Source organism: Azospirillum sp. OGB3 (genome assembly GCF_014192915.1).
GTDB lineage: Bacteria > Pseudomonadota > Alphaproteobacteria > Azospirillales > Azospirillaceae > Azospirillum.
Map to the genome: position 1 here is coordinate 279,283 of NZ_JACHYN010000002.1, position 24,367 is coordinate 303,649.

The 24,367-nt window shown below is 69.2% G+C and carries 19 protein-coding genes, 2 tRNA genes and 1 other RNA gene; 6 read left to right on the top strand and 16 right to left on the bottom strand.

Annotated elements, in window-relative coordinates; translation table 11 throughout:
- Position 1: 1 nt before the first annotated feature.
- The 11 genes from FHW79_RS05170 to FHW79_RS05220 form a co-directional block, all read right to left on the bottom strand.
- Positions 2-1,498 carry a UDP-N-acetylmuramoylalanyl-D-glutamyl-2,6-diaminopimelate--D-alanyl-D-alanine ligase gene (locus FHW79_RS05170; RefSeq protein WP_183177953.1) on the bottom strand — a complete coding sequence of 499 codons (1,497 nt, stop codon included), beginning with the start codon at positions 1,496-1,498 and terminating at the stop codon, positions 2-4.
- Entirely contained in the window at positions 1,495-2,967 is a 1,473-nt protein-coding gene (locus FHW79_RS05175; protein WP_348984046.1) for a UDP-N-acetylmuramoyl-L-alanyl-D-glutamate--2,6-diaminopimelate ligase, read from the bottom strand. The genes FHW79_RS05170 and FHW79_RS05175 overlap by 4 nt, the downstream gene beginning before the upstream one ends.
- Positions 2,930-4,735: a penicillin-binding protein 2 gene (locus tag FHW79_RS05180; protein WP_183177954.1), complete on the bottom strand. Its 1,806-nt coding sequence runs from the start codon at positions 4,733-4,735 to the stop codon at positions 2,930-2,932. The genes FHW79_RS05175 and FHW79_RS05180 overlap by 38 nt, the downstream gene beginning before the upstream one ends.
- The gene (locus FHW79_RS05185) at positions 4,732-5,460 is read right to left on the bottom strand and encodes a hypothetical protein (RefSeq protein ID WP_183177955.1); all 729 of its coding nucleotides are present in this window, start codon (positions 5,458-5,460) and stop codon (positions 4,732-4,734) included. Before FHW79_RS05185 ends, FHW79_RS05180 begins: the two co-directional genes overlap by 4 nt.
- A complete protein-coding gene (gene rsmH, locus FHW79_RS05190; protein WP_183177956.1) occupies positions 5,457-6,467 on the bottom strand; it encodes a 16S rRNA (cytosine(1402)-N(4))-methyltransferase RsmH in 1,011 nt (336 codons plus the stop codon). Before rsmH ends, FHW79_RS05185 begins: the two co-directional genes overlap by 4 nt.
- Positions 6,464-6,961 carry an MraZ family transcriptional regulator gene (locus tag FHW79_RS05195; RefSeq protein ID WP_038526524.1) on the bottom strand — a complete coding sequence of 166 codons (498 nt, stop codon included), beginning with the start codon at positions 6,959-6,961 and terminating at the stop codon, positions 6,464-6,466. The genes rsmH and FHW79_RS05195 overlap by 4 nt, the downstream gene beginning before the upstream one ends.
- Before the next feature lie 553 nt (positions 6,962-7,514).
- An RNA gene (gene rnpB / locus FHW79_RS05200) (RNase P RNA component class A) lies at positions 7,515-7,932 on the bottom strand.
- A gap of 62 nt (positions 7,933-7,994) precedes the next feature.
- Entirely contained in the window at positions 7,995-8,705 is a 711-nt protein-coding gene (locus tag FHW79_RS05205) for an N-acetylmuramoyl-L-alanine amidase (RefSeq protein WP_183177957.1), read from the bottom strand.
- Positions 8,706-8,712: 7 nt separating this feature from the next.
- Positions 8,713-9,591, bottom strand: coding sequence for an EamA family transporter (locus FHW79_RS05210; RefSeq protein WP_183177958.1), 879 nt, complete (start codon positions 9,589-9,591; stop codon positions 8,713-8,715).
- Positions 9,588-11,414, bottom strand: coding sequence for an ATP-binding cassette domain-containing protein (locus tag FHW79_RS05215; RefSeq protein ID WP_183177959.1), 1,827 nt, complete (start codon positions 11,412-11,414; stop codon positions 9,588-9,590). Before FHW79_RS05215 ends, FHW79_RS05210 begins: the two co-directional genes overlap by 4 nt.
- Positions 11,415-11,634: 220 nt before the next feature.
- Entirely contained in the window at positions 11,635-12,372 is a 738-nt protein-coding gene (locus tag FHW79_RS05220; RefSeq protein WP_183177960.1) for a TerB family tellurite resistance protein, read from the bottom strand.
- Positions 12,373-12,693: 321 nt separating this feature from the next.
- Between FHW79_RS05220 and FHW79_RS05225 the strand changes: the two genes are divergently transcribed.
- From FHW79_RS05225 to FHW79_RS05235, 3 genes are all read left to right on the top strand, one after another.
- Entirely contained in the window at positions 12,694-13,248 is a 555-nt protein-coding gene (locus tag FHW79_RS05225) for a GNAT family N-acetyltransferase (protein WP_183177961.1), read from the top strand.
- A gap of 110 nt (positions 13,249-13,358) precedes the next feature.
- Positions 13,359-16,967, top strand: a complete 3,609-nt coding sequence (locus FHW79_RS05230) for a hydantoinase B/oxoprolinase family protein (protein ID WP_183177962.1) — start codon at positions 13,359-13,361, stop codon at positions 16,965-16,967.
- 269 nt (positions 16,968-17,236) lie between these two features.
- Positions 17,237-18,640 (top strand): FAD-linked oxidase C-terminal domain-containing protein, encoded by a 1,404-nt coding sequence (locus FHW79_RS05235; protein WP_183177963.1) that lies wholly within the window; start codon positions 17,237-17,239, stop codon positions 18,638-18,640.
- Positions 18,641-18,713: 73 nt separating this feature from the next.
- Here the strand turns inward: FHW79_RS05235 and FHW79_RS05240 are convergent, their stop codons facing one another.
- Positions 18,714-19,607, bottom strand: coding sequence for an NAD(P)-dependent oxidoreductase (locus tag FHW79_RS05240; protein WP_183177964.1), 894 nt, complete (start codon positions 19,605-19,607; stop codon positions 18,714-18,716).
- 363 nt (positions 19,608-19,970) lie between these two features.
- Between FHW79_RS05240 and FHW79_RS05245 the strand changes: the two genes are divergently transcribed.
- Positions 19,971-20,201, top strand: coding sequence for a hypothetical protein (locus FHW79_RS05245; RefSeq protein WP_014241201.1), 231 nt, complete (start codon positions 19,971-19,973; stop codon positions 20,199-20,201).
- Positions 20,202-20,364: 163 nt separating this feature from the next.
- On the top strand, positions 20,365-20,553 hold the full coding sequence (locus tag FHW79_RS05250; protein ID WP_014241200.1) for a hypothetical protein: 189 nt from the start codon (positions 20,365-20,367) through the stop codon (positions 20,551-20,553).
- A 28-nt stretch (positions 20,554-20,581) separates the two neighbouring features.
- On the opposite strand, the gene FHW79_RS05255 is transcribed toward FHW79_RS05250, so the two are convergent.
- Positions 20,582-22,717, bottom strand: a complete 2,136-nt coding sequence (locus FHW79_RS05255; protein ID WP_183177965.1) for a hybrid sensor histidine kinase/response regulator — start codon at positions 22,715-22,717, stop codon at positions 20,582-20,584.
- Between the two features lie 256 nt (positions 22,718-22,973).
- On the opposite strand from FHW79_RS05255, the gene FHW79_RS05260 reads away from it, so the two are divergent.
- A complete protein-coding gene (locus tag FHW79_RS05260) occupies positions 22,974-23,363 on the top strand; it encodes a carboxymuconolactone decarboxylase family protein (RefSeq protein WP_183177966.1) in 390 nt (129 codons plus the stop codon).
- 3 nt (positions 23,364-23,366) lie between these two features.
- Here FHW79_RS05260 and FHW79_RS05265 read toward each other — a convergent pair whose 3' ends face one another.
- The 3 genes from FHW79_RS05265 to FHW79_RS05275 all read right to left on the bottom strand — a co-directional run bounded on the left by FHW79_RS05265 (position 23,367) and on the right by FHW79_RS05275 (position 24,260).
- Positions 23,367-23,780 (bottom strand): hypothetical protein, encoded by a 414-nt coding sequence (locus FHW79_RS05265; protein ID WP_183177967.1) that lies wholly within the window; start codon positions 23,778-23,780, stop codon positions 23,367-23,369.
- Between the two features lie 121 nt (positions 23,781-23,901).
- A tRNA-Pro gene (locus FHW79_RS05270) sits at positions 23,902-23,978 on the bottom strand.
- A gap of 205 nt (positions 23,979-24,183) precedes the next feature.
- Positions 24,184-24,260, bottom strand: a tRNA-Pro gene (locus FHW79_RS05275).
- Positions 24,261-24,367: the final 107 nt, after the last annotated feature.

The window sequence follows — 24,367 nt, forward strand, 5'->3', positions numbered from 1 at the left end:
GTCAGCCTTTGTGCCCGTGCGCCGCGGTCTGATCCGTGTCAGCCGCGGGCGAGGAGCCGTTGTTGTTCTTGTCAGTTTGTTTGCTGTCTTTGGTGTCCAGGGCGGACAGGGCGTCCACCACCGTTGCCATGCGGCTGCCCAGCGAACCCTTGATCAGCACCACGTCGCCGCCGCGCACCGCACCGGCCAGGAGGGGGGCCAGTTCGGCGCTGGTTTCCGTCCAGGCGCCGCGCAGGGCGGCGGGCAGGCGGTCGAACAGGGCGCGCATGTGCGGGCCGCAGGCGTAGACGGCGTCCACATGCGCGGCGCGCAGCGGTTCGGCCAGCGCGGCGTGCAGGGCGTCGGCACGGTCCCCCAGTTCCCGCATGTCGCCCAGCACGGCGAGGCGCCGGCCGCCCGCGCCGGGGTCGATCTTGCCGAGCACCGCGAAGGTCGCGGTCATGGCGGCGGGGCTGGCGTTGTAGCTCTCGTCGATCAGCGTGAAGGCGCCCCTTGCGGCCTGGACGCGCTTGCGCGTGCCGCGGCCCTTGACCGGTGCGATGGTGGACAGCGCGCGGGCCGCCGCGGCGACGTCGGCACCCAGCGCCTTGACCGCCAGCAGGACGGCGAGGCTGTTCATCACCCAGTGCCGGCCGGGCAAGGCCAGACAGTACTGGATACGCTCGCCCCGGATGACCGCGGTCACGGCGCTGCAGGTGGCGTGCAGCGAGCACTCCATCAGACGCGCATCGGCGTCGGCGTGGGAGCCGAAGCTCCAGATGCGGCTCAGCCCCTGGGTGCGCGCGGCGGCGAGCAGACGGGCGAAATGGGGGTTGTCGCGGTTGAGGACGGCGACCCCGTTGGGGTTCATGCCCTCGAAGATCTCGGCCTTGGCGTCGGCGATCGCCTCGACGGAGTCGAAGAACTCCAGATGCGCCGCCTCGACCGTGGTGATGACCGCGACGTCGGGCATCACCTGCCGCGACAGCGGGCCGAGTTCGCCGGCGTGGTTCATGCCCAGCTCGAACACGCCGAACTCGCTGTCCTCCGGCATGCGGGCCAGCGACAGGGGCACGCCCCAATGGTTGTTCAGGCTGCCTTCGGTGGCGAAGGTGCGGCCCTGCGCCGACAGGACGTGGCGCAGCGCCTCCTTGGTGCTGGTCTTGCCGACCGAGCCGGTGACGCCCACCACCCTGGCCTGGGTGCGCAGCCGCGCGACATGGCCGAGATCGCCCAGCGCCGCCAGCGTGTCCTGCTCCACCGCCAGGAGGGAGGCGTCGCCCGGCACGCCCGGCGGCACGGTGCTGACCAGCGCCGCGGCGGCGCCGGCCTCCAGCGCCTTGGCGACGAAGTCGTGCCCGTCGAAGTTCGGCCCCTTGATGGCGACGAACAGGTCGCCAGGCGCCACCTTGCGGCTGTCGATGCTGACCCCGGTCGCCGCCCAGGAGCGCGTCGCCTGGCCGCTGGTGGCGGCGGCGGCGTCCTCGGCGGTCCACAGGACGGTCTTGGCCTCGCTCATGCTGCTCCAACCTCTGCCACGGCGGCTCGTGCCTCGGTCGCGTCGTCGAAGGGAAGGACTTCCGTCCCGACGATCTGACCATGCTCATGTCCCTTGCCGGCGATGACCAGGACGTCACCGGGCCGGAGGCTGCGGACGGCGGCGCGGATGGCCTCGCGCCGGTCGCCGATCTCCTCCAGGGCCGGGTGGCCCGCCAGGACCTCCTTGCGGATGGCCGCCGGCACCTCGGTGCGCGGGTTGTCGTCGGTGACGATGGCGCGGTCGGCCAGACGGCCGGCAAGCTCCCCCATCACCGGCCGCTTCCCGCGGTCGCGGTCGCCGCCGCACCCGAACACCGCGATCAGGCGGTTCCGGGCGTGCTGCTTCAGCGCCAGCAGCACCGTTTCCAGCGCGTCGGGCGTGTGGGCGAAATCGACATACACCGCCGCCCCGCAGGGGTGGGTGGCGACGTGCTGCAGGCGCCCCGGCACGCCTTCCAGGCGGGTCAGGGTGGCCAGAGCCTCGTCACGGTCCGCGCCGGAGCCGATCACCAGGCCGAGCGCGCACAGCACGTTCCACGCCTGGAAGCGGCCCGCCAGCGGCAGGTCCACGGTGATGTCGCGGCCCAGGACCGTCAGGTCCAGGCGCTGGCCGTGAGCCAGCGGCTCGACCCCGTTCACCCGGATCTCGCGACCGGCCAGACCGTATCCGAAGACGCGGTGACCGCGCTGTGAACAAATCCCGGCAAGTTCGGCAAAGGTGCCGCTGTCGGCGTTCAGAACGGCGGTTCCCCCATCGGGCAACACCCGTCCGAACAGCATCGCCTTGGCCTGGAGGTAGGCCTCCATCGTGCCGTGGTAATCCAGATGGTCGCGGGTCAGGTTGGTGAAGCCGGCGGCCTTCAGGACCACGCCGTCGAGTCGGAACTGCTCCAGCCCGTGGCTGGACGCCTCCATCGCCAGATGCTCGATCCCCTTGTCCTTGACGACGGCGAGATCGCGGTGGAGCGACACCGGGTCCGGGGTGGTCATCCCGCCGTAATCGTCCAGCCCCGGCCCGATCAGCCCCAGCGTCCCCAGGCTGGCCGCCTTCAGGCCCATGAGGTCCCACATCTGGCGGGCGAACTGCACGGTGGAGGTCTTGCCGTTGGTCCCCGTCACGGCGACCACGGTGTCCGGCTGCCGCCCGTGGAAGGCGGCGGCGAGGCGTGCGAAGAGGCGGCGCGGCTGCTCGTCCGTGATCAGCGTCGCGGCGCTGCCGGCGGGCAGGGCGGTCCCGATGGGCGCCACCACCGCGACGGCGCCCTTGGCGAGCGCGTCGGCGATGAAGGCGCGCCCGTCCGCCTTCGCGCCAGGCAGGGCGGCAAAGACGAAACCGGGCCTGACCGCGCGGCTGTCCGCGGTCAGCCCGGTCACATGGACGGCCGGCACCTCGATGGAGGAGGCCGCCGCGTCAGCGCGGCTTGTTGCCAGCAGGTGGGACAGAAGCAACGGTGCTGCCTTTCGGTTGCGCGGGCGGAGGCGGCGGTGCGGGTGGGGTCGTCTGACCGGCGGTGTTGATGTAGGTGGCGTTGATGACGTCGGGGGAAGCCTCGTCCACCGGCTGGACGCCCAGCAGCGGACCGATCTGCTTGACGATCCGGCCGACCGCGGGGGCGGCAACCCAGCCGCCGGTGGCGAAGCCGTAGGTCTTCTTGGTGCCCTTCGGCTCGTCGATCAGGACATAGACGATGTAGCGGGGGTCGTGCATCGGGAAGGCCCCGAGGAACGATGACATGCGGGAGTTCCGGGCGTAGCTCCGGCCCTTCTGCTTGTCCGCCGTGCCGGTCTTGCCGCCGACGACGTAACCCTTGGCGTTGGCCGACTTCGCCGTTCCGTCGGTGACCACGAAGCGGAAGAGGCGACGCATCATCGCCGAGGTCTTCGGGCTGATGACCTGTTCGCCCGGCACCTCCACCGCGGGGTCGCGCTTCAGCAGGGTCGGCGGGTGCAGCACGCCGCCGTTGATGATCGAGGCCGCGGCGTTGACCGTGTGCATCGGGCTGACCGACATGCCGTGGCCGAAGGAGATGGTCATGGCGTTGACCTCCCGCCACGGATTCGGCACCAGCGGCCAGCCGTTCTCCGGCAGTTCCAGCGAGGTCGGGCGGGTCATGCCCAGCTTGGTCATGAAGGACTTCTGGTGCTGCACGCCGAGCGTCAGCGCCATGCGCACCGACCCGAGGTTCGACGATTCTTGGAACACCTCCGCCACGGTCAGGTTGTGTTTGAACGCGTGGAATTCGCGGATCGTAAAGCGGCCGACCTTGATGTTGTTGATGGTGTCGAAGGTGTCGGACACGCGGATCTTGCCCGAATCCAGCGACATCGCCGTGTTGAAGATCTTGAAGGTGGAGCCCATTTCGTACACGCCGAGCGTCGCGCGGTTGAACAGCGTGTCCGGGTCAAGTCCCGTCGGGTTGTGCGGATCGAAGTCGGGCAGCGAAACCATGGACATGACTTCGCCGTTGCGGACATCGTAAATGATGCCGGCGGCGCCGATGGCGCTGAATTCTTCGATCGTCGTCTGCAATTCCTTCTTCATGATGTGCTGAAGGCGCAGATCAATCGAAAGTTGCAGCGGCTTTGGGTCGGTGGTCAGCCGCTTGTTGAACTGCTGCTCCAGCCCGGCGAGGCCGTTGTTGTCCACGCCGGTGAAGCCGACCAGATGCGAGGTCAGGTTGGAAGCCGGGTAGAAGCGGCGCTCCTCCCGTTCGAAATAGACGCCGGGCAGGCCCAGCCGGAACACGGCTGCCTGCTGCTTGGGCGTCAGGTTGCGCTTGATCCAGACGAACCGCTTGTCGCCGCTGAGCTTGGTCAGCAGGTCCTTGTAATCCAGCTCCGGCAGGGCGGTGGACAGCTTGCGCGCCACTTCGTCCGGCCGGCTCACCAGCTTCGGGTCGGCGTAGAGCGACTGCGTGGCGAGCGAGGTCGCCAGCAGGTTGCCGTTGCGGTCCACGATGTCGGCGCGGTTGACCGGCGGGGCGTCGACCTCCGCGGCCATGCGCGGGCGCGGTTCCGCCGCGTGGTTGAACAGCGTCGCGTCCACCAGCTTCACGCCGATGGCGGTAAAGACCACGGCGACCATGGCCGCGGTCACCATCAACCGGTTCCGGCTCTGCTCCAGCGCGACCGACAGCGACGTCCGCGGCTTGGAGGCCGGGGGCGGGACGCTGTAGGCGCCGTGCGCGGGATCGATGCCGGGCGGCGGAACGCTCATCGGTTGGCTCCGAGACGGGCGACGAGAAGACCGATGCTGTCATGCTGGGCCGGAGCGGCCGGGGGCGGGGCGGCCTGGAAGCCGGCCTGCTGCGGCTGCGGACGGGCCGCGGGCGGCGGCGCCAGCGTCCGGGAGGTGACCGGCGGCTTGGTGGCGACCTCCGTCGGCCTGGTGGTCACCACGGGCGCCGGGGCCGACTTGGCGGCGGAGGGGAGCGGTGGGACTTTGGCCGAGGCGGGCACGATGGCCGAGGGCTTGATCGGGGCCGGCTTGATCGGCGAGGCCGAGGCCGGGATCACCACGCCGCCCTGAACGCCGCCCTGCACGATGGCGCCGCCTCCCACGACGCTGTCCCCGGTGGAGGCGGTCGCCACGTTCGGCGTCTTGCCCGGCGTCTGGTTGCGGACCATCGGCGGCAGCGGGGCCTCCTCCGGCGCGACGGTGGGGGAGGGGCGCATCGGCACGATGGTCATCGCCACGAACTGGCGCGCCTCGGTCGGCTGCAGCGCCAGATGCTCGCGTGACAGGGTTTCGAGACGGGTCGGGTCGTTGAGGAAGCTCCACTCGGCCTTGAGGACCTGGATGGCCTCCTGCTCCACCATGATCTTGCGGTTGAGCGAGCCAAGCTTTTCCTCCAGCTCCTGAACCTCGTAGCTGGTCTCGAACAGGACGAAGCCGGCGGCGGCGATCAGGCCACCCCAGAAAAGTGCGGATTTGTATTTCATGCCGCCTCCTTGCCGGGCGCCGGATAGGCCGGCGCCGCCGTGCGTTCTGCCGCGCGCAGCCGGGCAGAGCGCGCGCGTGGGTTGCTGTGGGCTTCCTGGTCCGTCGGCACGATGGGCTTGCGCGACAGGAGCCGGAAGGATGGGGAGCGCGCGTCCGCCGCAAGGCTCGGCGCGTGTCGGGACGGGGAGGGCGGGGGCGAGGAGCGTTCCTTCAGGAACGTCTTCACTTCCCGGTCCTCCAGCGAATGGAAGGAGACGACGGCGAGGCGGCCGCCGGGCTTCAGCAGCGATTCGGCGGCGGCGAGGCTGCGGCGCAGCTCGCCCAGCTCGTCGTTCACATGGATGCGCAGCGCCTGGAAGGTGCGGGTCGCCGGATCGATGGCGTCGCCCTTCCCCTTCGGCACCACCGACCGCACCACGTCGGCCAGCTGCTTGGTGCGCGCGAACGGCGTGTCCAGACGCGCGGCGACGATGGCGCGGGCCACGCGGCGGGCCATGCGCTCCTCGCCGTAATGGAAGACGATGTCGGCCAGCTCGGCCTCGGTGGCGGTGTTCACCACGTCGGCGGCGGTCGGCCCATCGCGTCCCATCCGCATGTCGAGCGGGCCGTCGAATCGGAAGGAGAAGCCGCGCTCCGGCTCGTCGATCTGCGGGGAGGAAACGCCGATGTCCAGCGCCACGCCGTCCACCGATTCGACCCCGTGCTCGGCGAGCAGCCGGTCCATGTCGCCGAATCGGCCTTCGACGATCTCCAGCCGGCCCGGATAGGCGAGGGCGAGCTGGCGACCGCGTTCGATGGCTTCGGGATCGCGGTCGATTCCCCAGACCCGGCAATCGGCCCGGTCGAGAATCGCGCGGGAATAGCCACCGGCGCCGAAGGTGCCGTCCACATAGACGCCGCCGTCGCGCGGGGAGAGCGCGTCCACGACCTCGTTCAGCAGGACGGAGATGTGCGGCGAATCCGGGACGGAGGAGACGGGGGCGGGGGCAGGGGGCTTCACGGTCATGCGCCCTCCCCTCCCCGGCCGGCGGCGGCGCGGGACGCCTTGGCGACGATCTGGCTCAGCGAAATGTCCTTGCGCACGACCTGGTCGCGCAGCGTCTGTTCATGGGCCTTCAGGGCGCCGGGCTCCCAGATCTGGAAGGTCTTGCGGCGGCCGATGAAGGCGGCTTCCTCGTCGATTCCGGCGAATTCGGCGAGTTCCTTGGGCAGGACGATCCGGCCTTCGGTGTCCAGCGAGACGGGGATCAGCTTGCCGAAGATGAAGGTCTCGATCATGTCGCGCTCGTCCGAATCCAGATCGGGGGATTCCAGGCTTTCGGAAAGCACATCGAGATAATCCTGATCGGCGCCTTCCAGCGCCTGATGATTCAGCGAAGGCCAGAGGTAGACGGTGCCGGGAGCCGACGTCTTGGCAAGCGACTGCCGGAACTGCGCCGGGATGGAGCAGCGGCCTTTCCTGTCAACTTTGTTGACGTATGTGGACAGGAAAATGGCCATCGGCCTGACGAACGCCCCCCCTTATCCCGTTGCCGGTCTTCGCCGTCGCGAAGCCCTATCCGCTCTTGCCGCTGAACGCGCCCGGTTTGGCTACCTTGGTTGGGTAGTTCCCCCTCCGAACTGGGCTTTCATGGGATAGCATGGGACAGTTTGGGCGTCAACGCCCCCTCCAGTATTCATATGGTGCTGTCAAGACTTTTGGGGCGATGTGTTGCCAGCGTGCAAATAGGTGAACCGAATCGGCGAGAATCGGCAATATACCAGCGCGCTAATGAGCGATTACGCGGCGTTGCCCCACAGAGTTCGCAGGATGTTCCGTGAGTCCCGCGAATGGTTCCCACCATGTGGCTTTCCATAAAGGCGAATCGCACCCTACGAATGGTATAGCCTGCTGGGGTAACCTGCTGTGGTTGGGCATGGGACGGCATGGGAATTTGCCCCACAGTTATCCACCGCCTGTGGATGAAGCTGGGGACATCTGTGGACAAGGGGGCGCCATCCCAGCCCGCGCTGCGGAAAAGGGGTGTCCGGTGATCCGGAGGTGGTGGGGATAAACGCCAGATGGCCTGTAAGCCGGGTTTTGTCCTCAGGTTACCCTGATGGATGGCCATTCATCTGGGACGCCGGTTGCCCGGCGCCTCACGCAACCAACCCGGGCGGCGGCGCGGAAACGCGCTTGGCCCCAAACCATCCCAACCGATCAAGGATCAGGGGAGATGGCGGGCCGTGCCGCCCCTATTCGGTCTTGCTCCCGGTGGGGTTTACCGTGCCGCCCCTGTTGCCAGGCGCGCGGTGCGCTCTTACCGCACCCTTTCACCCTTACCGCCGGCGCGAGGCCGGTGGCGGTTTGCTCTCTGTGGCACTTTCCCTAGGGTCGCCCCCGCCGGCCGTTAGCCGGCACCGTGTTTCCGTGGAGCCCGGACTTTCCTCCCCCGATCCAAAAGGTCGAAGGCGGCCATCCGGCCATCTGGCGGGGCACTGTGTATAGGGTCGCCGTTCGATTCGCAACGGTGTTCGGGAGTGATTCGGAATCTCAGCGCCCGGTCATCCGCAGCAGCGCGCGCAGACGGCGCAGCGTCTCCGGATCGGGCTCCCCGGTGAGGCGCTCGGGGTGGAAATGGCGCTGGAAGGACAGCAGGGCCCGCGATTCGGCGGTGTCGTACCCATAGCGTCCGAGAAGCGCGGCCACATCCTCCGCGCAATCCGCCGAGTCGTCCGCCAGATCGTCCGCCGGGGTGGGCTCCGGCCACAGCCCGATTCCGCGCGCCGCCAGCCCCGGCCAGTCGAACAGCTCGCCGGGGTCCTCCTTGCGGGCGGGGGCGATGTCGCTGTGGCCGAGCACGTCGGCCGGCGCGATCCCATGACGCCCCATGATGTCCAGGCAGAGATCGGCCACGGCGGCCATCTGGACGGCAGGGAAGGGGCGGTAGCCGAACTCGTGCCCCGGATTGACGATCTCGATTCCGATGGAGCGGCTGTTCACGTCGGCCCGGCCCCGCCAGGAGGACAGGCCGGCGTGCCAGGCGCGCCGGTCCTCCGGCACATGGGCGTGGACGGCGCCGTCCTCATCCACCGTGTAGTGGGCGCTGACCTGGGCGGCGGGATCGCACAGCCGGCTCAGCGCCGACTCGGCGGTGGGCATCCCCGTGTAATGGAGGATCAGCAGTTCCACCCCCACGCCCTCGGGCCGCGGCCCGTGGTTGGGGGAGGGGCGGTCGATGCATCCGGTGCCCGTGCGCATCATGGTGTCCTCAGGTCGGATTCGTGACCTTCTCCGCCACCGTCGTCGGGCGGCGCTTCACGATGACGGCCATGCCGCCCACGGTCAACAGACCGCCCAGGACGAGCCGCAGCGTGAAGGGATCGTCCATCAGCAGAACACCCGCCAGCACGCCGAAGACCGGAACGGTCAGCAGGAAGGGCATGGTCTGGTTGACCGAGTATTTGCGCAGCAGCGGGTACCACATCCCATAGGCGCCGATGGTCACGCCCACCGCCATGTAGGCGATGGAGCCCCAGCCCCACAGGGTCGCGCCGGACAGCGCCGCCATCTGCCCTTCCTCGAACAGGAAGGAGAGGAACAGCAACTGCGGGGCGGCGAACAGCGCCATCCAGCCGTTCAGCGCGAAGCCGTCCACCCCGACGATCAGCTTCATCTGGACGCTGGCGACGGCGAAGGCGAAGCTGGCGCCCAGGATCATGAACAGCGACAGCAGCGACCCGGACAGCCGCGGCTCCCCCGCGATGACCATGACGCCGGCGAAGGCGGCGGCCATCCCGGCGGCGCGGCGCCAACCCAGCTTGTCCTTGAAGACCAGCGCGGCAAGAAGGGAGGAGAAGGGCACCTGCGCCTGCGCCGCCAGCGAGGCGGTCGCCGCGTCGATGCCGTTCAGCCCGCTGAACATGAGCGGGAAATGCACGGTCCCCAGGGTCAGCGACAGCAGGGCGATGGGCGGCACCGCGCTCCAGGGAATGCGCTTGAAGGGCAGGATCAGCGCCGCCACCGCGATGAAGCGCAGCGCCATGATGAAGAGGGGCGGGAACTCGGCCAGCCCCCATTTCGCGACGACGAAGTTCAGGCCCCAGATCGCCATGACCAGGAGCGCCAGCAGCGAGTCGCGCAGACTCATCCGCGGCCGCCTTCCAGCTCCTCGCGCAGGGCCTCCAGCTCCAGCCAGCGCTCCTCGGCGGCGGCCAGCTCACTTTGTTTCGCCTGCAACTGATCGGATGTCTTCTGGAACTTGGCGGCGTCGCGGGCGAACAGGTCGGGGTCGGCCAGCGCGGCTTCAAGCTTCGCCACCTCCGCGGTCAGCTTGTCCATGCGGGCGGGCAGGTCGTCCAGCTCGCGCTGGTCCTTGTAGCTGAGCTTGCCCTTCGGCTTGGCGGCGGCCGGGGCGGCGGCGGGCTTCGCCTTGGCCGGGGCGGCGGCCTTCTCCTTGGGCGGCGGGCGCTGCACCAGATAGTCGGAATAGCCGCCGGGATATTCGGCGATCACGCCGTCCCCCTCCACCGCGATGGTGCTCGTGACCAGCCGGTCGAGGAAGTCGCGGTCGTGGCTGACCAGCAGCAGCGTGCCCTGATAGTCGCCGAGCACGTCCTCCAACAGGTCCAGCGTGTCCATGTCGAGGTCGTTGGTCGGCTCGTCGAGGATCATCATGTTGCTGGGCCGCGCGAACAGGCGGGCGAGCAGCAGCCGGTTGCGCTCACCGCCGGACAGCGCCTTGACCGGGCTGTCGAGCTGGCGCGTGTCGAACAGGAAGTCGCGCATGTAGCCGGCGACGTGGCGCGGCTGGCCGTTGACCATCACGCTGTCGCCGCCGAACGGGCAGAGCACCTTGCGGATGGTGTCCTCGGGGTCCAGCCCGTCGCGCCGCTGGTCGAAATAGGCGGTTTCCATGTTGGTGCCCAGCCGGATCGTCCCGCTGTCGGGCTCCATCTGGCCGGTCAGCATCTTCAGCAGGGTGGTCTTGCCGGCGCCGTTCGGCCCGATCAGCCCGACCCGGTCGCCGCGCAGGATGCGGGTGGAGAAGTCGTTGACGATGGTCTTGCGGCCGTCCGCCGTGTCGAAGCCCTTCGAGATGTGCTCGGCCTCGATGACCAGACGCCCGCCGCGCTCGGCCTCGGCAACGGCGAGCTTGGCCTGCTGGCCGCCCTTGATGCGCTCGGCGCGGTCGGTGCGGAGCTGGAGCAGGGCGCGCACACGGCCCATGTTGCGGGTGCGCCGCGCCGAGATGCCCTCGCGCAGCCACTTCATCTCGCCTTCGATCTTGCGGTCGAGCTTCTGGGCGGCGATCTCCTCCGATTCGAACACCTCGGCCTGCCAGGTCTCGAACTCGGCGAAGCCGCGGTCGGTGGCGCGCACCGTGCCGCGGTCCAGCCACAGCGTGCGCTTGGCCAGCCGGTTCAGGAAGCTGCGGTCGTGCGAGATCAGCAGCAGACCGCCGCGGTAGGCCAGCAGTTCCTCCTCCAGCCACTCGATGGTGGGAAGGTCGAGGTGGTTGGTCGGCTCGTCGAGCAGCATGACGTCGGGGGCGCCGACCAGCGTGCGGGCCAGCGCGGTGCGCCGCGCCTCGCCGCCCGACAGCGTGTTGGGGTCGAGATGGCCGGGCACCTGGAGCCGGTCCAGCACGGCGTCCACCCGGTGCGTCTCGTCCCGCTCGTCGGCGGGCAGGCCGGCGGCGACGTAGTCGTGGACGGTGGCGCAACCGGTGAAGTCCGGCTCCTGCGGCAGATAGGCGATGCGGGCGCCCGGCTGGGTGAAGACGGTGCCGCCGTCCGGCTGGATCATGCCGGCCAGCACCTTCATCAGCGTCGATTTGCCGGACCCGTTCCGCCCGACCAGACAGGCCTTGTCGCCCCGCCCGATGGACAGGTCGATGGTTTCGAACAGCGGACGGCCACCGAAGGTGACGGACACGCCCTGGAGCGCGGTGATCGGAGCGGGAGGAGCCATGACCCAACGGTGCGGTGTGCGGAGGTGTGCTTATATAGCGTGCGGTCCGCAGGCCCGCGACACCCGATTGCGCCGGGGCGGGGATGCACGGGGAGGGACGGGGGGGTGGTTGCGCCGGGGGCCCCACCCTAACCCTCCCCCGCTATCGCAGGGGAGGGAATGGCTCCTCCCCCTGCGAAGCGGGGGGAGGTTGGGAGGGGGGCCCCAACGAAACCACCTCTTACCCCCGCGCGCGCTCCTTCTCGATCCGGTCGAAGGCGGCGTTGATGGCGGCGATCTTCTGCGTCGCCAGATCCACGAACTCCTGCGGCATGCCCTGGGCGATCAGCACGTCGGGGTGATGCTCGCGCACCAGACGGCGGTGCGCGGCCTTGATCGCCTCGTCGCTGGCCCGGCGGGAGACGCCGAGCACGCCGTAGGGATCGGTCTCGTTCGGCGTGCCGGCGATGTGGTGGCCGGCAACGATGCGCTCGAACTCTTCGTCGCTGAAGCCGAAGATATGGGCGACCGTGCGCAGATACTCGACTTCCGTCTCGTGCAGCTCGTCGTCGGCCTCGGCGATGGCCAGCAGGCTGTCGAGCAGCTCCTCCAGCACGGCACGGCGGTCCTCGAAGAGGCCGGCGATCTGCTGGGCGTATTCCTCGAAGCCGTGGGTGTCCTTGCGGGCGAGGTCGAAGACGTGGCCCACCGTGTCCAGCTCCTCCGGCGGGACGCGGAACAGGCGCTTGAAGGTGTCCACCTCCACCCGCTTCACCACGCCGTCGGCGCGGGCCATCTTCGCCGACAGGGCGATCACGCCGATGGTGAAGGCGATGGACTTAGTCCCATCCGCCGGGCCGCACAGGCCGCGGATGCCGCGCCCCACCGCATAGCCGGCGGCCAGACCGATCAGGCCCCCGATCGGCCCGCCGATGGTGAAACCGGCCGCCCCGCCCAGGACGCTGCCCCAGATGCTCATTTTTATCCGCCTTTCGACCGCTGGAGCAGCATACCGGCAGTCCGGCACCGCGCCAACCGGCCCATACTTTTTCGTTGTTTCCCAAAATCTTCGCGCGCCGCGCCCTTTTCATCCGTTGGGGGTATGGGATTTTCCGGCGGGGCGGAATGTTGCTGCACTGCAACAGAGCCGTGCCGTCATCGCCAGAAGTCTTGCCCTTTGGCCTCGCCTTCGCCATGTTGCGCCGCAACAAGAAGGGGGCCAGCCCAGGCCGCCGATTGGGGGAAGCGGACGACGCGAAGCGGTGCGATGTCCCGAATCACCAGCGCCACGAGTCCCCCCATGTCCGCCATCCGCAAGCTTCTCCCCGCCGAACGCGGTCCGTACCGCGCGCATCTGCTGCGGCTGGACAAGGCGGACCGCTACGCCCGCTTCACCGGCACCGTCTCCGACGAGGTTATCGTCGCGCATTGCGACTCGCTCGACTGGACGCGGACCACGCTGCTCGGCCTGTTCGACCGCGGCGCGCTGCGCGGTGCGGTGGAGCTGTGCTTCGACCGGCTGCTGTGGCCCGGCGCGGCGGAGCTGGCGATCAGCGTCGAGAAGGGGCTTCAGGGGCGGGGCGTCGGCTCCACCCTGGTCCGCCGCGCACTGGCCATCGCGGCCAACCGGGGCATCCGGCAGGTCCATATGATGTGCCTGGCCGACAACACCCGCATGCGCGCCCTGTCGCGCCGCTTCGGCGGGCACATGGAGCGGGACGGCGGGGAGTTCGCCATCACCATCGACCTGCCGCGTCCCTCGCAGTTCTCGCTGGCGCTCGAGGCGTTCGAGGACGGGGCGGGTGCGGTGAACGCCGTGCTGGACAGGTTGCCCGCGCTGCTCAAGGCGGCCTGACCGGACGGAGAGGGAAAGGGGACGCATCCCACCCTTTCGTCCTCCCCGGCTTGACCTGCGGCGGCGTATCGTCACACTCCCCGGAAATCGGAAACATCAGGGAGTGGGGTATGGCGTCCCAAGCGCAGGGCCGGTGGCAGTTCTGGATCGACCGTGGCGGTACCTTCACCGACATCGTGGCCAAACGCCCGGACGGGTCGGTGGTCACGCACAAGCTGCTGTCGGAGAATCCGGAACGCTACCGCGACGCCGCCATCCAGGGCATCCGCGACCTGCTGGGCCTCGCCGCCGGCCAGCCGATCCCGGCGGAAGCGGTCGAGGCGGTGAAGATGGGCACCACCGTCGCCACCAACGCGCTTCTGGAGCGCAAGGGCGAGCGCACGCTGCTGCTGATCACCGAAGGGCTGGGTGACCAGCTCCGCATCGGCTACCAAGCCCGTCCGAAGATCTTCGCCCGCCACATCGTCCTGCCCGAGCTGCTGTACGAGCGGGTGGCCGAAGTGCCGGAGCGGATCAAGGCCGACGGCACGGTGCTGAAGGCCGTGGACCTGCGCGCCGTGCGGGTCCAGCTGGAGCAGGCCTACCAGGACGGCTTCCGCGCCGCCGCGGTGGTGCTGATGCACGGCTACCGTTTCCCGGATCATGAGAAGCAGGTGGCGGCGCTGGCCCGCTCCATCGGCTTCACCCAGGTGTCGGTCAGCCATCAGGTCAGCCCCCTGATGAAGATCGTCGGGCGCGGCGACACCACGGTGGTCGACGCCTACCTGTCGCCGATCCTGCGCCGCTATGTGGAGCAGGTGGCCGGGGACCTTTCCGGCGTGCGGCTGATGTTCATGCAGTCGAACGGCGGGCTGACCGACGCGCGTTGGTTCCAGGGCAAGGACGCCATCCTCTCCGGCCCGGCGGGCGGCATCGTCGGGGCGGTGCGCACCGCGCGCATGGCCGGCTTCGACCGGGTCATCGGCTTCGACATGGGCGGCACCTCCACCGACGTGTCGCACTATGCCGGGGAGTATGAGCGCGCCTTCGACACGGTGGTGGCGGGGGTGCGGATGCGCGCCCCGATGATGCACATCCACACCGTGGCGGCGGGCGGCGGCTCGGTCTGCTTCTTCGACGGGACCCGTTTCCGCGTCGGACCGGAGAGCGCCGGGGCCAACCCCGGCCCGGCCTGCTACCGCCGCGGCGGGCCGCTGACCGTGACCGACTGCAATGTGATGGTCGGCAAGCTGCACCCCGACTTCTTCCCCCACGTCTTCGGGCCGGAGGCCGACCAGCCGCTCGACGCCGCCGTTGTGCGCGAGAAGTTCGCCGAGCTGGCCGAGGAGGTGAACGAGGCGCTGGGCACCGAGATGACCCCGCATCAGGTGGCCGAGGGCTTCCTGAAGATCGCCGTGGACAACATGGCGAACGCCATCAAGAAGATCTCGGTCCAGCGCGGCTACGACGTCACCCAGTACACGCTGAACGGCTTCGGCGGGGCGGCGGGGCAGCATGTCTGTCTGGTCGCCGACGCGCTGGGCATGCGCAAGGTCTTCCTGCACCCGCACGCTGGCGTGCTGTCCGCCTACGGCATCGGCCTCGCCGACACGGTGGCGATCCGCGAGCGCGCGGTGGAGGCCCGGCTCGACGATGCCCTGGTGGACGAGCTGACCGTCACGCTTGCCGCGCTGGAGGCCGAGGGGCGCATGGAGCTGGCCCGGCAGGGCGTGCCGGAGGACCGTCTCGCCGTCCTGCGCAAGGCGCACATCAAGGTGGAGGGCTCCGACAGCCCGCTGGTCGTCGATTTCGGGCCGCTCGACGCCATGGCCGCGGCCTTCGAGGCGGCGCACCGCCAGCGCTACGGCTTCATGATGGAGGGCAAGGCCCTGGTGGTCGAGGCCGTGTCGGTGGAGGCGGTGGGCCGCACCGAGAGCGCCGACGACCAGGACCTGCCCGGCGTCACCGGCGCCCTGCCGCGCCGCCTCGCCACCGTCACCCTGCACACCGGCGGCGCCGACCGCGAGGCGCCGGTCTACGACCGCGACCAGCTCCAGCCCGGCAACCGGGTGACCGGTCCCGCCGTCATCCGGGAGAAGATCGCCACGACGGTGGTCGAGCCCGGCTGGATCGCAGAGGTGACCCGCAAGAACCACCTCGTGCTCACCCGCTTCGAGGAGCTGCCGCAGCGCCTGGCCATCGGCACCAGGGCCGACCCGGTGATGCTGGAGGTCTTCAACAACCTGTTCATGTCCATCGCCGAGCAGATGGGCTTCACGCTGGAGAAGACCGCTTATTCGGTGAACATCAAGGAGCGGCTGGACTTCTCCTGCGCCCTGTTCGACGCCGACGGCGGTCTGATCGCCAACGCCCCGCACATGCCGGTGCATCTCGGCTCCATGGGCGAGAGCGTGCGCGCCATCGTCGAGCGGCGCCAGGGGGAGATGAACCCCGGCGACGTCTACATGCTGAACGACCCCTACCACGGGGGCACGCATCTGCCGGACATCACCGTCATCACCCCGGTCTTCGACGAAGCCGGCGAGCGGGTGCTGTTCTACGTCGCCTCGCGCGGGCACCACGCCGACGTCGGCGGGATCACCCCCGGCTCGATGCCGCCGGACAGCACGACGATCGACCAGGAGGGCGTCCTCCTCGACAACATCCAGCTCGTCGAGCGCGGCCGTTTCCTGGAGGAGGAGGTCGTCGCCCTCTTCACCGCCGGGCCGCAGCCGGCGCGCAACGTGGCGCAGAACCTGGGCGACCTGAAGGCCCAGATCGCCGCCAACGAGCAGGGGGCGCGGGAGCTGCGCCGCATCGTCGCCCAGTTCGGGCTGGAGACGGTCAACGCCTACATGAAGCTGGTCCAGGACAACGCCGAGGAGCAGGTCCGCCGCGTCATCGACGTTCTGACCGACGGCGAGTTCGTGCAGGAGCTGGACAACGGCGCGGTCATCAAGGTCCGCATCACCATCGACAAGGACGAGCGGTCGGCGCGGGTGGACTTCACCGGCACCAGCCCGCAGCTCACCAGCAACTTCAACGCCCCGACGGCGGTGTGCCGGGCGGCGGTGCTCTACGTCTTCCGCACGCTGGTGGACGACGAGATCCCGATGAACGAGGGCTGCCTGAAGCCGATCGAGATCGTCATCCCGCCGGGCACCATGCTGTCGCCCAGCTACCCCGCCGCGGTGGTGGCCGGCAATGTGGAGACCAGCCAGTGCGTCACCGACGCGCTGTACGGCGCGCTCGGCGTGCTGGCCTCGGCCCAGGGGACGATGAACAACACGACCTTCGGCAACGAGCGCTACCAGTATTACGAGACGGTCTGCGGCGGCTCCGGCGCCGGTCCCGGCTTCGACGGCACGGACGCGGTGCACACCCACATGACCAACTCGCGCCTGACCGACCCGGAGGTGCTGGAATGGCGCTTCCCGGTGCTGCTGGACAGCTTCCGCATCCGCCGCGAATCGGGCGGGGCGGGGCGCTGGCGCGGCGGCGACGGGGTGGTGCGGCGCCTGAAGTTCCTGGAGCCGATGACCGCCGCCATCCTGTCCAACCACCGCCGCGTGCCCCCCTTCGGCCTGAAGGGCGGCGCCCCCGGCCAGATCGGGCGCACCTGGGTCCAGCGCACCGACGGCTCGGTGGACGAACTCGGCCCCCAGGACAAGACGGCGATGGGGGAGGGCGACGTGCTGGTCGTCGAGACTCCGGGCGGCGGCGGCTACGAGGAGGCGTGAGGAATCCCTCCCCCGCCCCGGGGGAGGGAAGGGGCCCGTGCGCCGCACGGGAAGGGTGAGGGTACAGGCAAGGATCAGCCCACGATTCTCGAACGACCCTCACCCGGCGCCTTCGGCGCCACCCTCTCCCGGGGCGGGAGAGGGGATTAAAGCGCAAGCCCCCCACCCATGCGCGCGAGTCGCTTGTCTGCGCGGGCGGCGGGGCTTAGCTTCTCCGGTCCTACCACCGCACGTCACCGTGCCAAAAGGACCCCCGGGGAGATTCGTCCATGACCGCCGTACCCGCCGCCCAGCCTCGCGTCGCCTTCACCGACGAGATGAAGGCCGAGTTCAAGGCCCTGCTCGGGGACCGCTTCACCACCGCCGCGGCGGTGCGCGAGCATCACGGCAAGGACGAATCCTACCACCCCAACTTCCCGCCCGACGGCGTCGCCTTCGCCACCTCCACCGAGGAGGTCAGCGCCATCGTCACGCTCTGCGCCAAGCACAAGCTCCCGATCATCCCCTTCGGCACCGGCACGTCGCTGGAGGGTGGCGTCGCGGCGCTGGCCGGCGGCGTCTGCATCGACGTGTCGAACATGAAGGAGGTCCTGCGCGTCAGCCCGGAGGACCTCGACGTCACCGTCCAGGCCGGCGTGACCCGCAAGCAGCTCAACGAGCATCTGCGCGACACCGGCCTGTTCTTCCCCATTGACCCCGGCGCCGACGCCTCGCTGGGCGGCATGGCCTCGACCCGCGCCAGCGGCACCAACGCCGTGCGCTATGGTACCATGCGCGAGAACGTGCTGGGGCTGACCGTGGTGCTGGCCGACGGCCGGATCATCAAGACCGGCGGGCGCGCCCGCAAGTCCGCCGCCGGCTACGACCTGACCCGCCTGTTCGTCGGGGCGGAAGGCACGCTCGGCATCATCACCGAGGTGACGCTGCGCCTCTACGGCATTCCGGAAGCGATCTCGTCGGCGGTCTGCCCGTTCAACGACATCCGCGGCGCCGTGGACACGGTGATCCAGACGATCCAGTCCGGCATCCCGGTCGCCCGCATCGAGCTGCTGGACGAGGTCCAGATGGACGCGGTGAACAAGTACTCCAAGCTGGACTACACGGTCGCCCCGACCCTGTTCTTCGAGTTCCACGGCACCGCCGCCGGGGTGAAGGAGCAGGCGGAGATGGTCGCGGCCATCGCCGCGGAGTTCGGCGGCAGCGAATTCACCTGGGCGACCCGTCCGGAGGACCGCTCCAAGCTCTGGCAGGCCCGCCACGACGGCTATTACGCGGCGCTGGCGCTGCGCCCCGGCTCCAAGGGCTGGCCGACCGACGTCTGCGTGCCGATCTCGCGGCTGGCCGACTGCATCCTGGAGACCAAGAAGGACATCGCCGAATCCTCGATGCTGGCCCCGCTGGTCGGCCATGTCGGCGACGGCAACTTCCACCTCGTCTACGTCATCGACCCCGACAAGCCGGAGGAGCTGGCCGAGGCCAAGCGCCTGAACGACCGCATGGTCGACCGGGCGCTTGCCATGGGCGGCACCTGCACCGGCGAGCATGGCATCGGCTACGGCAAGATGGAGTTCCTGGAGAAGGAGGCCGGCGACGCCTTCGCCGTGATGGGCGAGCTGAAGCGCGCCTTCGATCCGGAGAACCGGATGAACCCCGGCAAGGTCGTCCGCATCTGAGGATAGGGCGAGGGGAGCGCCGCGGCGCTCCCAGCTTCCTTCCGGTCAGCGCGTTTCGTTCAGCGCGTCTCGTTCAGCGCGTCAGGCGCGTCATCAGGCTGGAGGTGTCCAGGCGGTTGCCGCCCATCGCCTGCACCTCGGCGTAGAACTGGTCCACCAGGGCGGTGACGGGCAGGGTGGCGCCGTTGTTGCGGGCTTCGCCCAGGACGATGCCCAGGTCCTTGCGCATCCAGTCCACGGCGAAGCCGAAGTCGAATTTGCCGTCCAGCATCGTCTTGGCGCGGTTGTCCATCTGCCACGACTGCGCCGCTCCCTTTCCGATCACGTCCACGACCTTGTGCCCGTCCAGACCCGCCTTCTGCGCGAAGGCCATGCCCTCGGCCAGCCCCTGCAGCAGCCCGGCGATGCAGATCTGGTTGACCATCTTGGTCAGCTGACCGGCGCCCGCCGGACCCATGTGGGTGACGGAGCGGCCGTAGCAGGCCATCAGCGGCTGGGTGCGGGCGAAGGCGTCGGCGTCACCACCCACCATTACCGTCAGCACGCCGTTCTCCGCTCCGGCCTGCCCGCCGGACACCGGCGCGTCGAGGAAGAACAGGCCGCGCTTGCGGGCCAGCTCGGCCATCTCGCGCGAGACGGTGGCTGAGACGGTGGAATGGTCGGCGATGATCGTGCCGGGCTTCATGGCGTCCATCGCCTCGCCGGCCACCGCCCGCACGTCGTCGTCGCCGCCGACGCAGAGGAAGACCACCTCGGCGTCGCGGGCGGCCTCGGCCGGGGTGGCGGCCGGGGTGGCGGCGCTGGCGCCGCCGAAGCGGGCGGTCCAGGCCTCGGCCTTGGCTGCGGTGCGGTTGAAGACGGTTACCCGGTGGCCGCCCCGGACGGCCAGATGGCCGGCCATGGGAAAGCCCATGGTGCCAAGCCCCAGAAAGGCGACGGAGCGGGAATCGGTCGCGGTGTCGGCCATGGTCCTGTCTTTCTTCGTTGTATCGGCTGCGGATCGTTCTTGTCGGCGTCTGCCTTTGGACAGCCAAGCTAGGCCGGGAGCGCGCCCGGATCAAACGCCGTCCATCGAACGCAGCGCGATTGAAGTTCGGCGGGGTCCTTCCCCCATCCGGCATCCCCGGACAGCGGCACTCTGCCGCGGGAGGCATGACTCTTTCGAACGAGGTTGTCTTGCCGCGCCCTTGCTACCGGCGCGTGATGTGTTAAGACGTTAATGCCGGGTTTGCAGCGCAGCACCCGGCCATGCCGGCGCAACGGCGCCGGTGAACCAGGGCAGAGCCGGGGCCGCAAGACCCGGGCCGGAGAACAAGGGAAGGATAGCCGCATGACGAATCAGTCGGGTTTCCAGGATGCGCCGCCGGACGAGCGTTCGAACCTCACGGACGAGCAGGAAAGCGCCATCCGCGTCCTCGCCAACAGCCTGCACCGCCTGAACGACGCCGTCGTCAAGGCCGTGGAGGCCGGCGTGACGGTCGAGCTGATGCGCACGGCCCGCTATCACAACGCGACGGGCAACTGGGGCGACCAGCTCACCCCGATGATCCGCACCAAGTAAGCGGCTCATCCCATCCGACCGGAAGGCCTCCCGTCCGAAAGGACAGGGAGGCCTTTTCCTTTTCGGCATGCCCCATCCCGTCCCACCATTGTTCCCGTCGCGGCGCGGAACCGCGGCGCCCTTCGCTGGTTCCTTCCATTTGGCCCCCAGCAAGGAAACGGTCATGAAGGACGCTCAGAACCACACCCCGCAGCGTCAGGGGCAGCGTCAGGGCATGAACGACCGCGAAGCGTTCTGGCGCATGCACTGCCTGTCGGAACCGACCTTCACCGACCTTACCCACGGCATCTTCCTGGGGCTGATCTGGTCGGCGGTGCTGTGGGCGCCGATGTTCATCAGCGTTCTGCTCTGACCCTCCCGTCCGCTCAGAACAGCCCCGGTCAGGCGGTCTTCGCGGAGCGGAGCAGGGCACGGATGCGGGCGGCGAGCTGGTCCGGGGTGAAGGGCTTGGGCAGGACGGCGGCGTCGGCCCGCAGGCCGGTCAGCGATTCGGGGCTGTAGCCGGAAATCAGCAGGACCCGGATGCCGGGCCAGCGCTCCTGGACCCGTCGTGCCAGATCGATTCCCGATACGCCGTAGGGCATGACCACGTCGGTCACGATCGCGTCGAAGGCCGCGTCCTGCTCCAGGATCTCCAGCGCGGCGGCGCCGTGGTCGGCGGTCTCCACCTCGAAGCCCTCCTGGGTCAGCCCTTCCACGGTGGCCATCAGGACCAGCGCGTTGTCCTCGACCACCAGCAGGCGGACCGGGCCGCGTGGCGCCTCCTCCGCCGCGTCCGGCACCGCTTCCGGCTCCGGCAGCCGGTCGGACACCGGGAGGGTCACGCGGACCACCGTGCCGCGGCGCGGCGCGCTGGAAATGGTCGCGTTGCCGCCCGACTGCCGGGCGAAGCCGTAGACCATCGACAGCCCCAGGCCCGTCCCCTTGCCGTGCGGCTTGGTGGTGAAGAAAGGCTCGAAGGCGCGGGCGGCGACCTCCGAGGGCATGCCGCCGCCGGTGTCGGTGATCTCCAGAACGGCCAGCGGGCCGTCAGACGTTTCCTCCTGCCGGACGGCGATGCGGATGCGTCCGCCCGTCGGCATCGCGTCGCGGGCGTTCACCACGAGGTTCAGCACCGCCAGTTCCAGCTGGACGGGGTCCACCTCCACCCGCAGCGGGGCGCTGGGAAGCGCCCAATCCAGCGCGATGTCGGCGCGGATGGAGCGTTCCAGCAGATCGGCCATGGCGCGCAGGGCGTCGCCCAGATCGATCACCTTGGGGTCCACCGCCTCCTGACGCGAGAAGGCCAGCAACTGCCCGGTCAGGGTCCGGGCGCGGTTCAGCGCGGTGCGGGTGCCGTCCAGATAGCGCGCGCCCTCCCCAGGCAGATGCCGTTCCATCAGATGCAGATTGGCCAGGGCGGCGGTCAGCAGGTTGTTGAAGTCGTGGGCGACGCCTCCGGTCAACTGGCCCAATGCCTCCAGCTTCTGCGACTGGCGCAGCGCGTTCTCCAGCGATTCGCGGGCGCGGGCCTCTTCGGTCCAGCGGCGGACGGCGCGCATCTCGCTCTGCGCGCGGCGCAGCGCCAACAGGGTGATGCCGATCAGAGCCAGCATCGCCGGCACGGTGAAGGCAGCGTATGTCAGGACGTTGTGCACCCAGCCGGCCCGGATCTCGGCGATCGGGATGCCGTAGGTGACGTAGATCGGGTAGGGCGCGACCTGCATGAAGCCGTTGAGCCTCGCCACGCCGTCGAGGCGGCCCCGTGTGCGGAATACACCTTCGGTCTTCCCGGCCGCCATGGCGCCGAGCAGGAAGCTGTCCGCGGCATGACGGGCCTGACGGTCGCCCATTGAGGGGAAACGGACCAGAACCGAGCCGTCGCGGCGGACGAGGGAGATCGACTCCTTCGGACCGCCGACGACGAGTTGATAGAAATCGGCCAGATAATCGGTCAGCACCGCGGTCAGCAGCACGCCGTTGAACGGCCCTTCCGGGCCGCCCCCGGCGGCGCGGCGGCGCGTGACGTTGAACTGCCGCTTGCCCGACCCGCGCCCGGTGATCGCCTCGCTGACGAAGATGCTGGCGTCACCGGCCGCCTGGATGCGGAAATACTCCCGGTCGCCGACGTTGATCAACGGGGCCGGGAACAGGCGGTTGTCGTTGCGCAGCGCGCCGTTGGGATCGACCAGCCCGACAACGCCGATCTGCGGGACCTCTTCGACCAGAGTCCTTAGATAGCCATGCAGATCATCGGAACGGCCGATCTCGTCCCAGCTCATGCCGGCGGTCCGCTCGTCCAGCCGGTCCAGGACCTGTTCGACCGTGTCGAAAACCTTCTGCATGTGCTCGTGCAGGATCAGCACGGTCTTGCGGATGTTGCGCTCGGCCTGCGCTTCCTCCTCGTGAAAGTCGCGCCAAGCGATGGCTGTGAACAGCAGCGTGGGAAGCAGGACGGATGCCACCAGGAGGATGCGCAGAAGGCGCACCATTCCCGCCGATTCGGTTGCCAGGGCGTCGAGGTAACGAAGAGGCATGGGCTGCGGGGGGGCGGCGGGGAGGGCGATCATGGGTGGCGATGGGGCGGGGCGCCATGCGCGGGCCACCGGGGTCAGGAAGCTATGACGGTACACGGCAGCCGGGGCAACCCGAACTTTCCGGCAGCCCTATGACTTTCAGCGGGGTGAGGGTGGGGCCCAAGCCATTCCCCATGGCCCTGCTCTGCGGAAGCGGCGAGAATGCGGCGAGCCGGTGCCCCCAACCATGCCAACGCTGCCGCGGAGACCATCCAGCATGCCCCTGAAGCCCATCGAGCACGTCGACGCCGCTCCCGAGGTGCGCGCCGTCTACGACGACATCAAGGCGGCCCGCAACGTGCCGGACGTCAACAATTTCTGGAAGATGGCCGCCCATCATCCGCCCACGCTGAAGCGCACCTGGGAAAGCCTGAAGGAGGTGATGGCCCCCGGCGCGCTGGACCCGCTGGTCAAGGAGATGATCTTCGTCGCGGTCAGCGTGACCAACGGCTGCGACTATTGCATCCGCTCGCACGAGGCCGCCGCGCGCCGCGCCGGCATGACCGACGCCCAGTTCGGCGAGCTGATGGCCGTCATCGGCATGGCCAACGAGACCAACCGCCTCGCCAAAGGCTATCAGGTGGAGATCGACGAAGCCCTGAAATAGCCGTCACGCGATGTCGTCGAGGGCGTCCTCCAGCGACGGGTAGATGCCCTCGGCCAGCGAACCGTCCACCCGCACCGGGCGGGGGAGCACGGCGACGGCGTCCAGCGCGCCGCGCAGCGTCAGGCCGGTGACCTCCACGAAGCCGCCGCGGTTGCCGTAGCGCCCGGCGGTCCATTCCGCCCGCTCGGGGTCACCGGACAACCGTCCATTGCAGGTGATCATCTCGTGGGTGTCGTCGCCGCCGCGCCGGTTCCAGGCCATGCCGCCGCCCAGGCCGCTGCCGATGTCGCGGGGGCGGAAGCCGTGGGGCTGTAGCAGGTCGCGCACCGCGCGGGACACCACCACGGCCTTGGGATCGATCTCCGTCCCCACCGGCCCGCCCGCCGCGTGGGGTTCCTGTCCGATCGCCTGTTCCATGGGTCCGCTCCCCGTCTTGTGTCGCTTGCCAAAGACAACAGGCGGGAGCGCGGCCTGTGCCGCGGCGGCGGAGCGGAAAAGCGAAAGGGCCGATGCGTCGCCGCATCGGCCCTTGTCGTGTTGGTCGGAGAGAGAGGATTCGAACCTCCGGCCCCTGCCTCCCGAAAGCAGTGCTCTACCAGGCTGAGCTACTCTCCGGTCCAGTCGGTGCCGCCGTCGCCAGCGTCGCCGTGGAGCGGGTGTATAGACCCATTGCCCGCGGGCTGCAATGGGAATAAGCGGCATTTGCGGAATGTTTTTTTGCCGGGTCGCGAAAGCCGGCGGGAAGGCGGGCGCAACGGTTGGTTGGCCGGGCCGGAAAAGCGAAAGGGCCGATGCGTTTCCGCATCGGCCCTTGTCGTGCTGGTCGGAGAGAGAGGATTCGAACCTCCGGCCCCTGCCTCCCGAAAGCAGTGCTCTACCAGGCTGAGCTACTCTCCGGTCCGTCGGTTGCGCCGTGGCCGGCGTCACCGTGGGCCGCGTATATAGCCGCTCGATCCGGGGGCTGCAACGTGAAAATCACCCCCGGCGGCGAAAAAGTTCCCGAA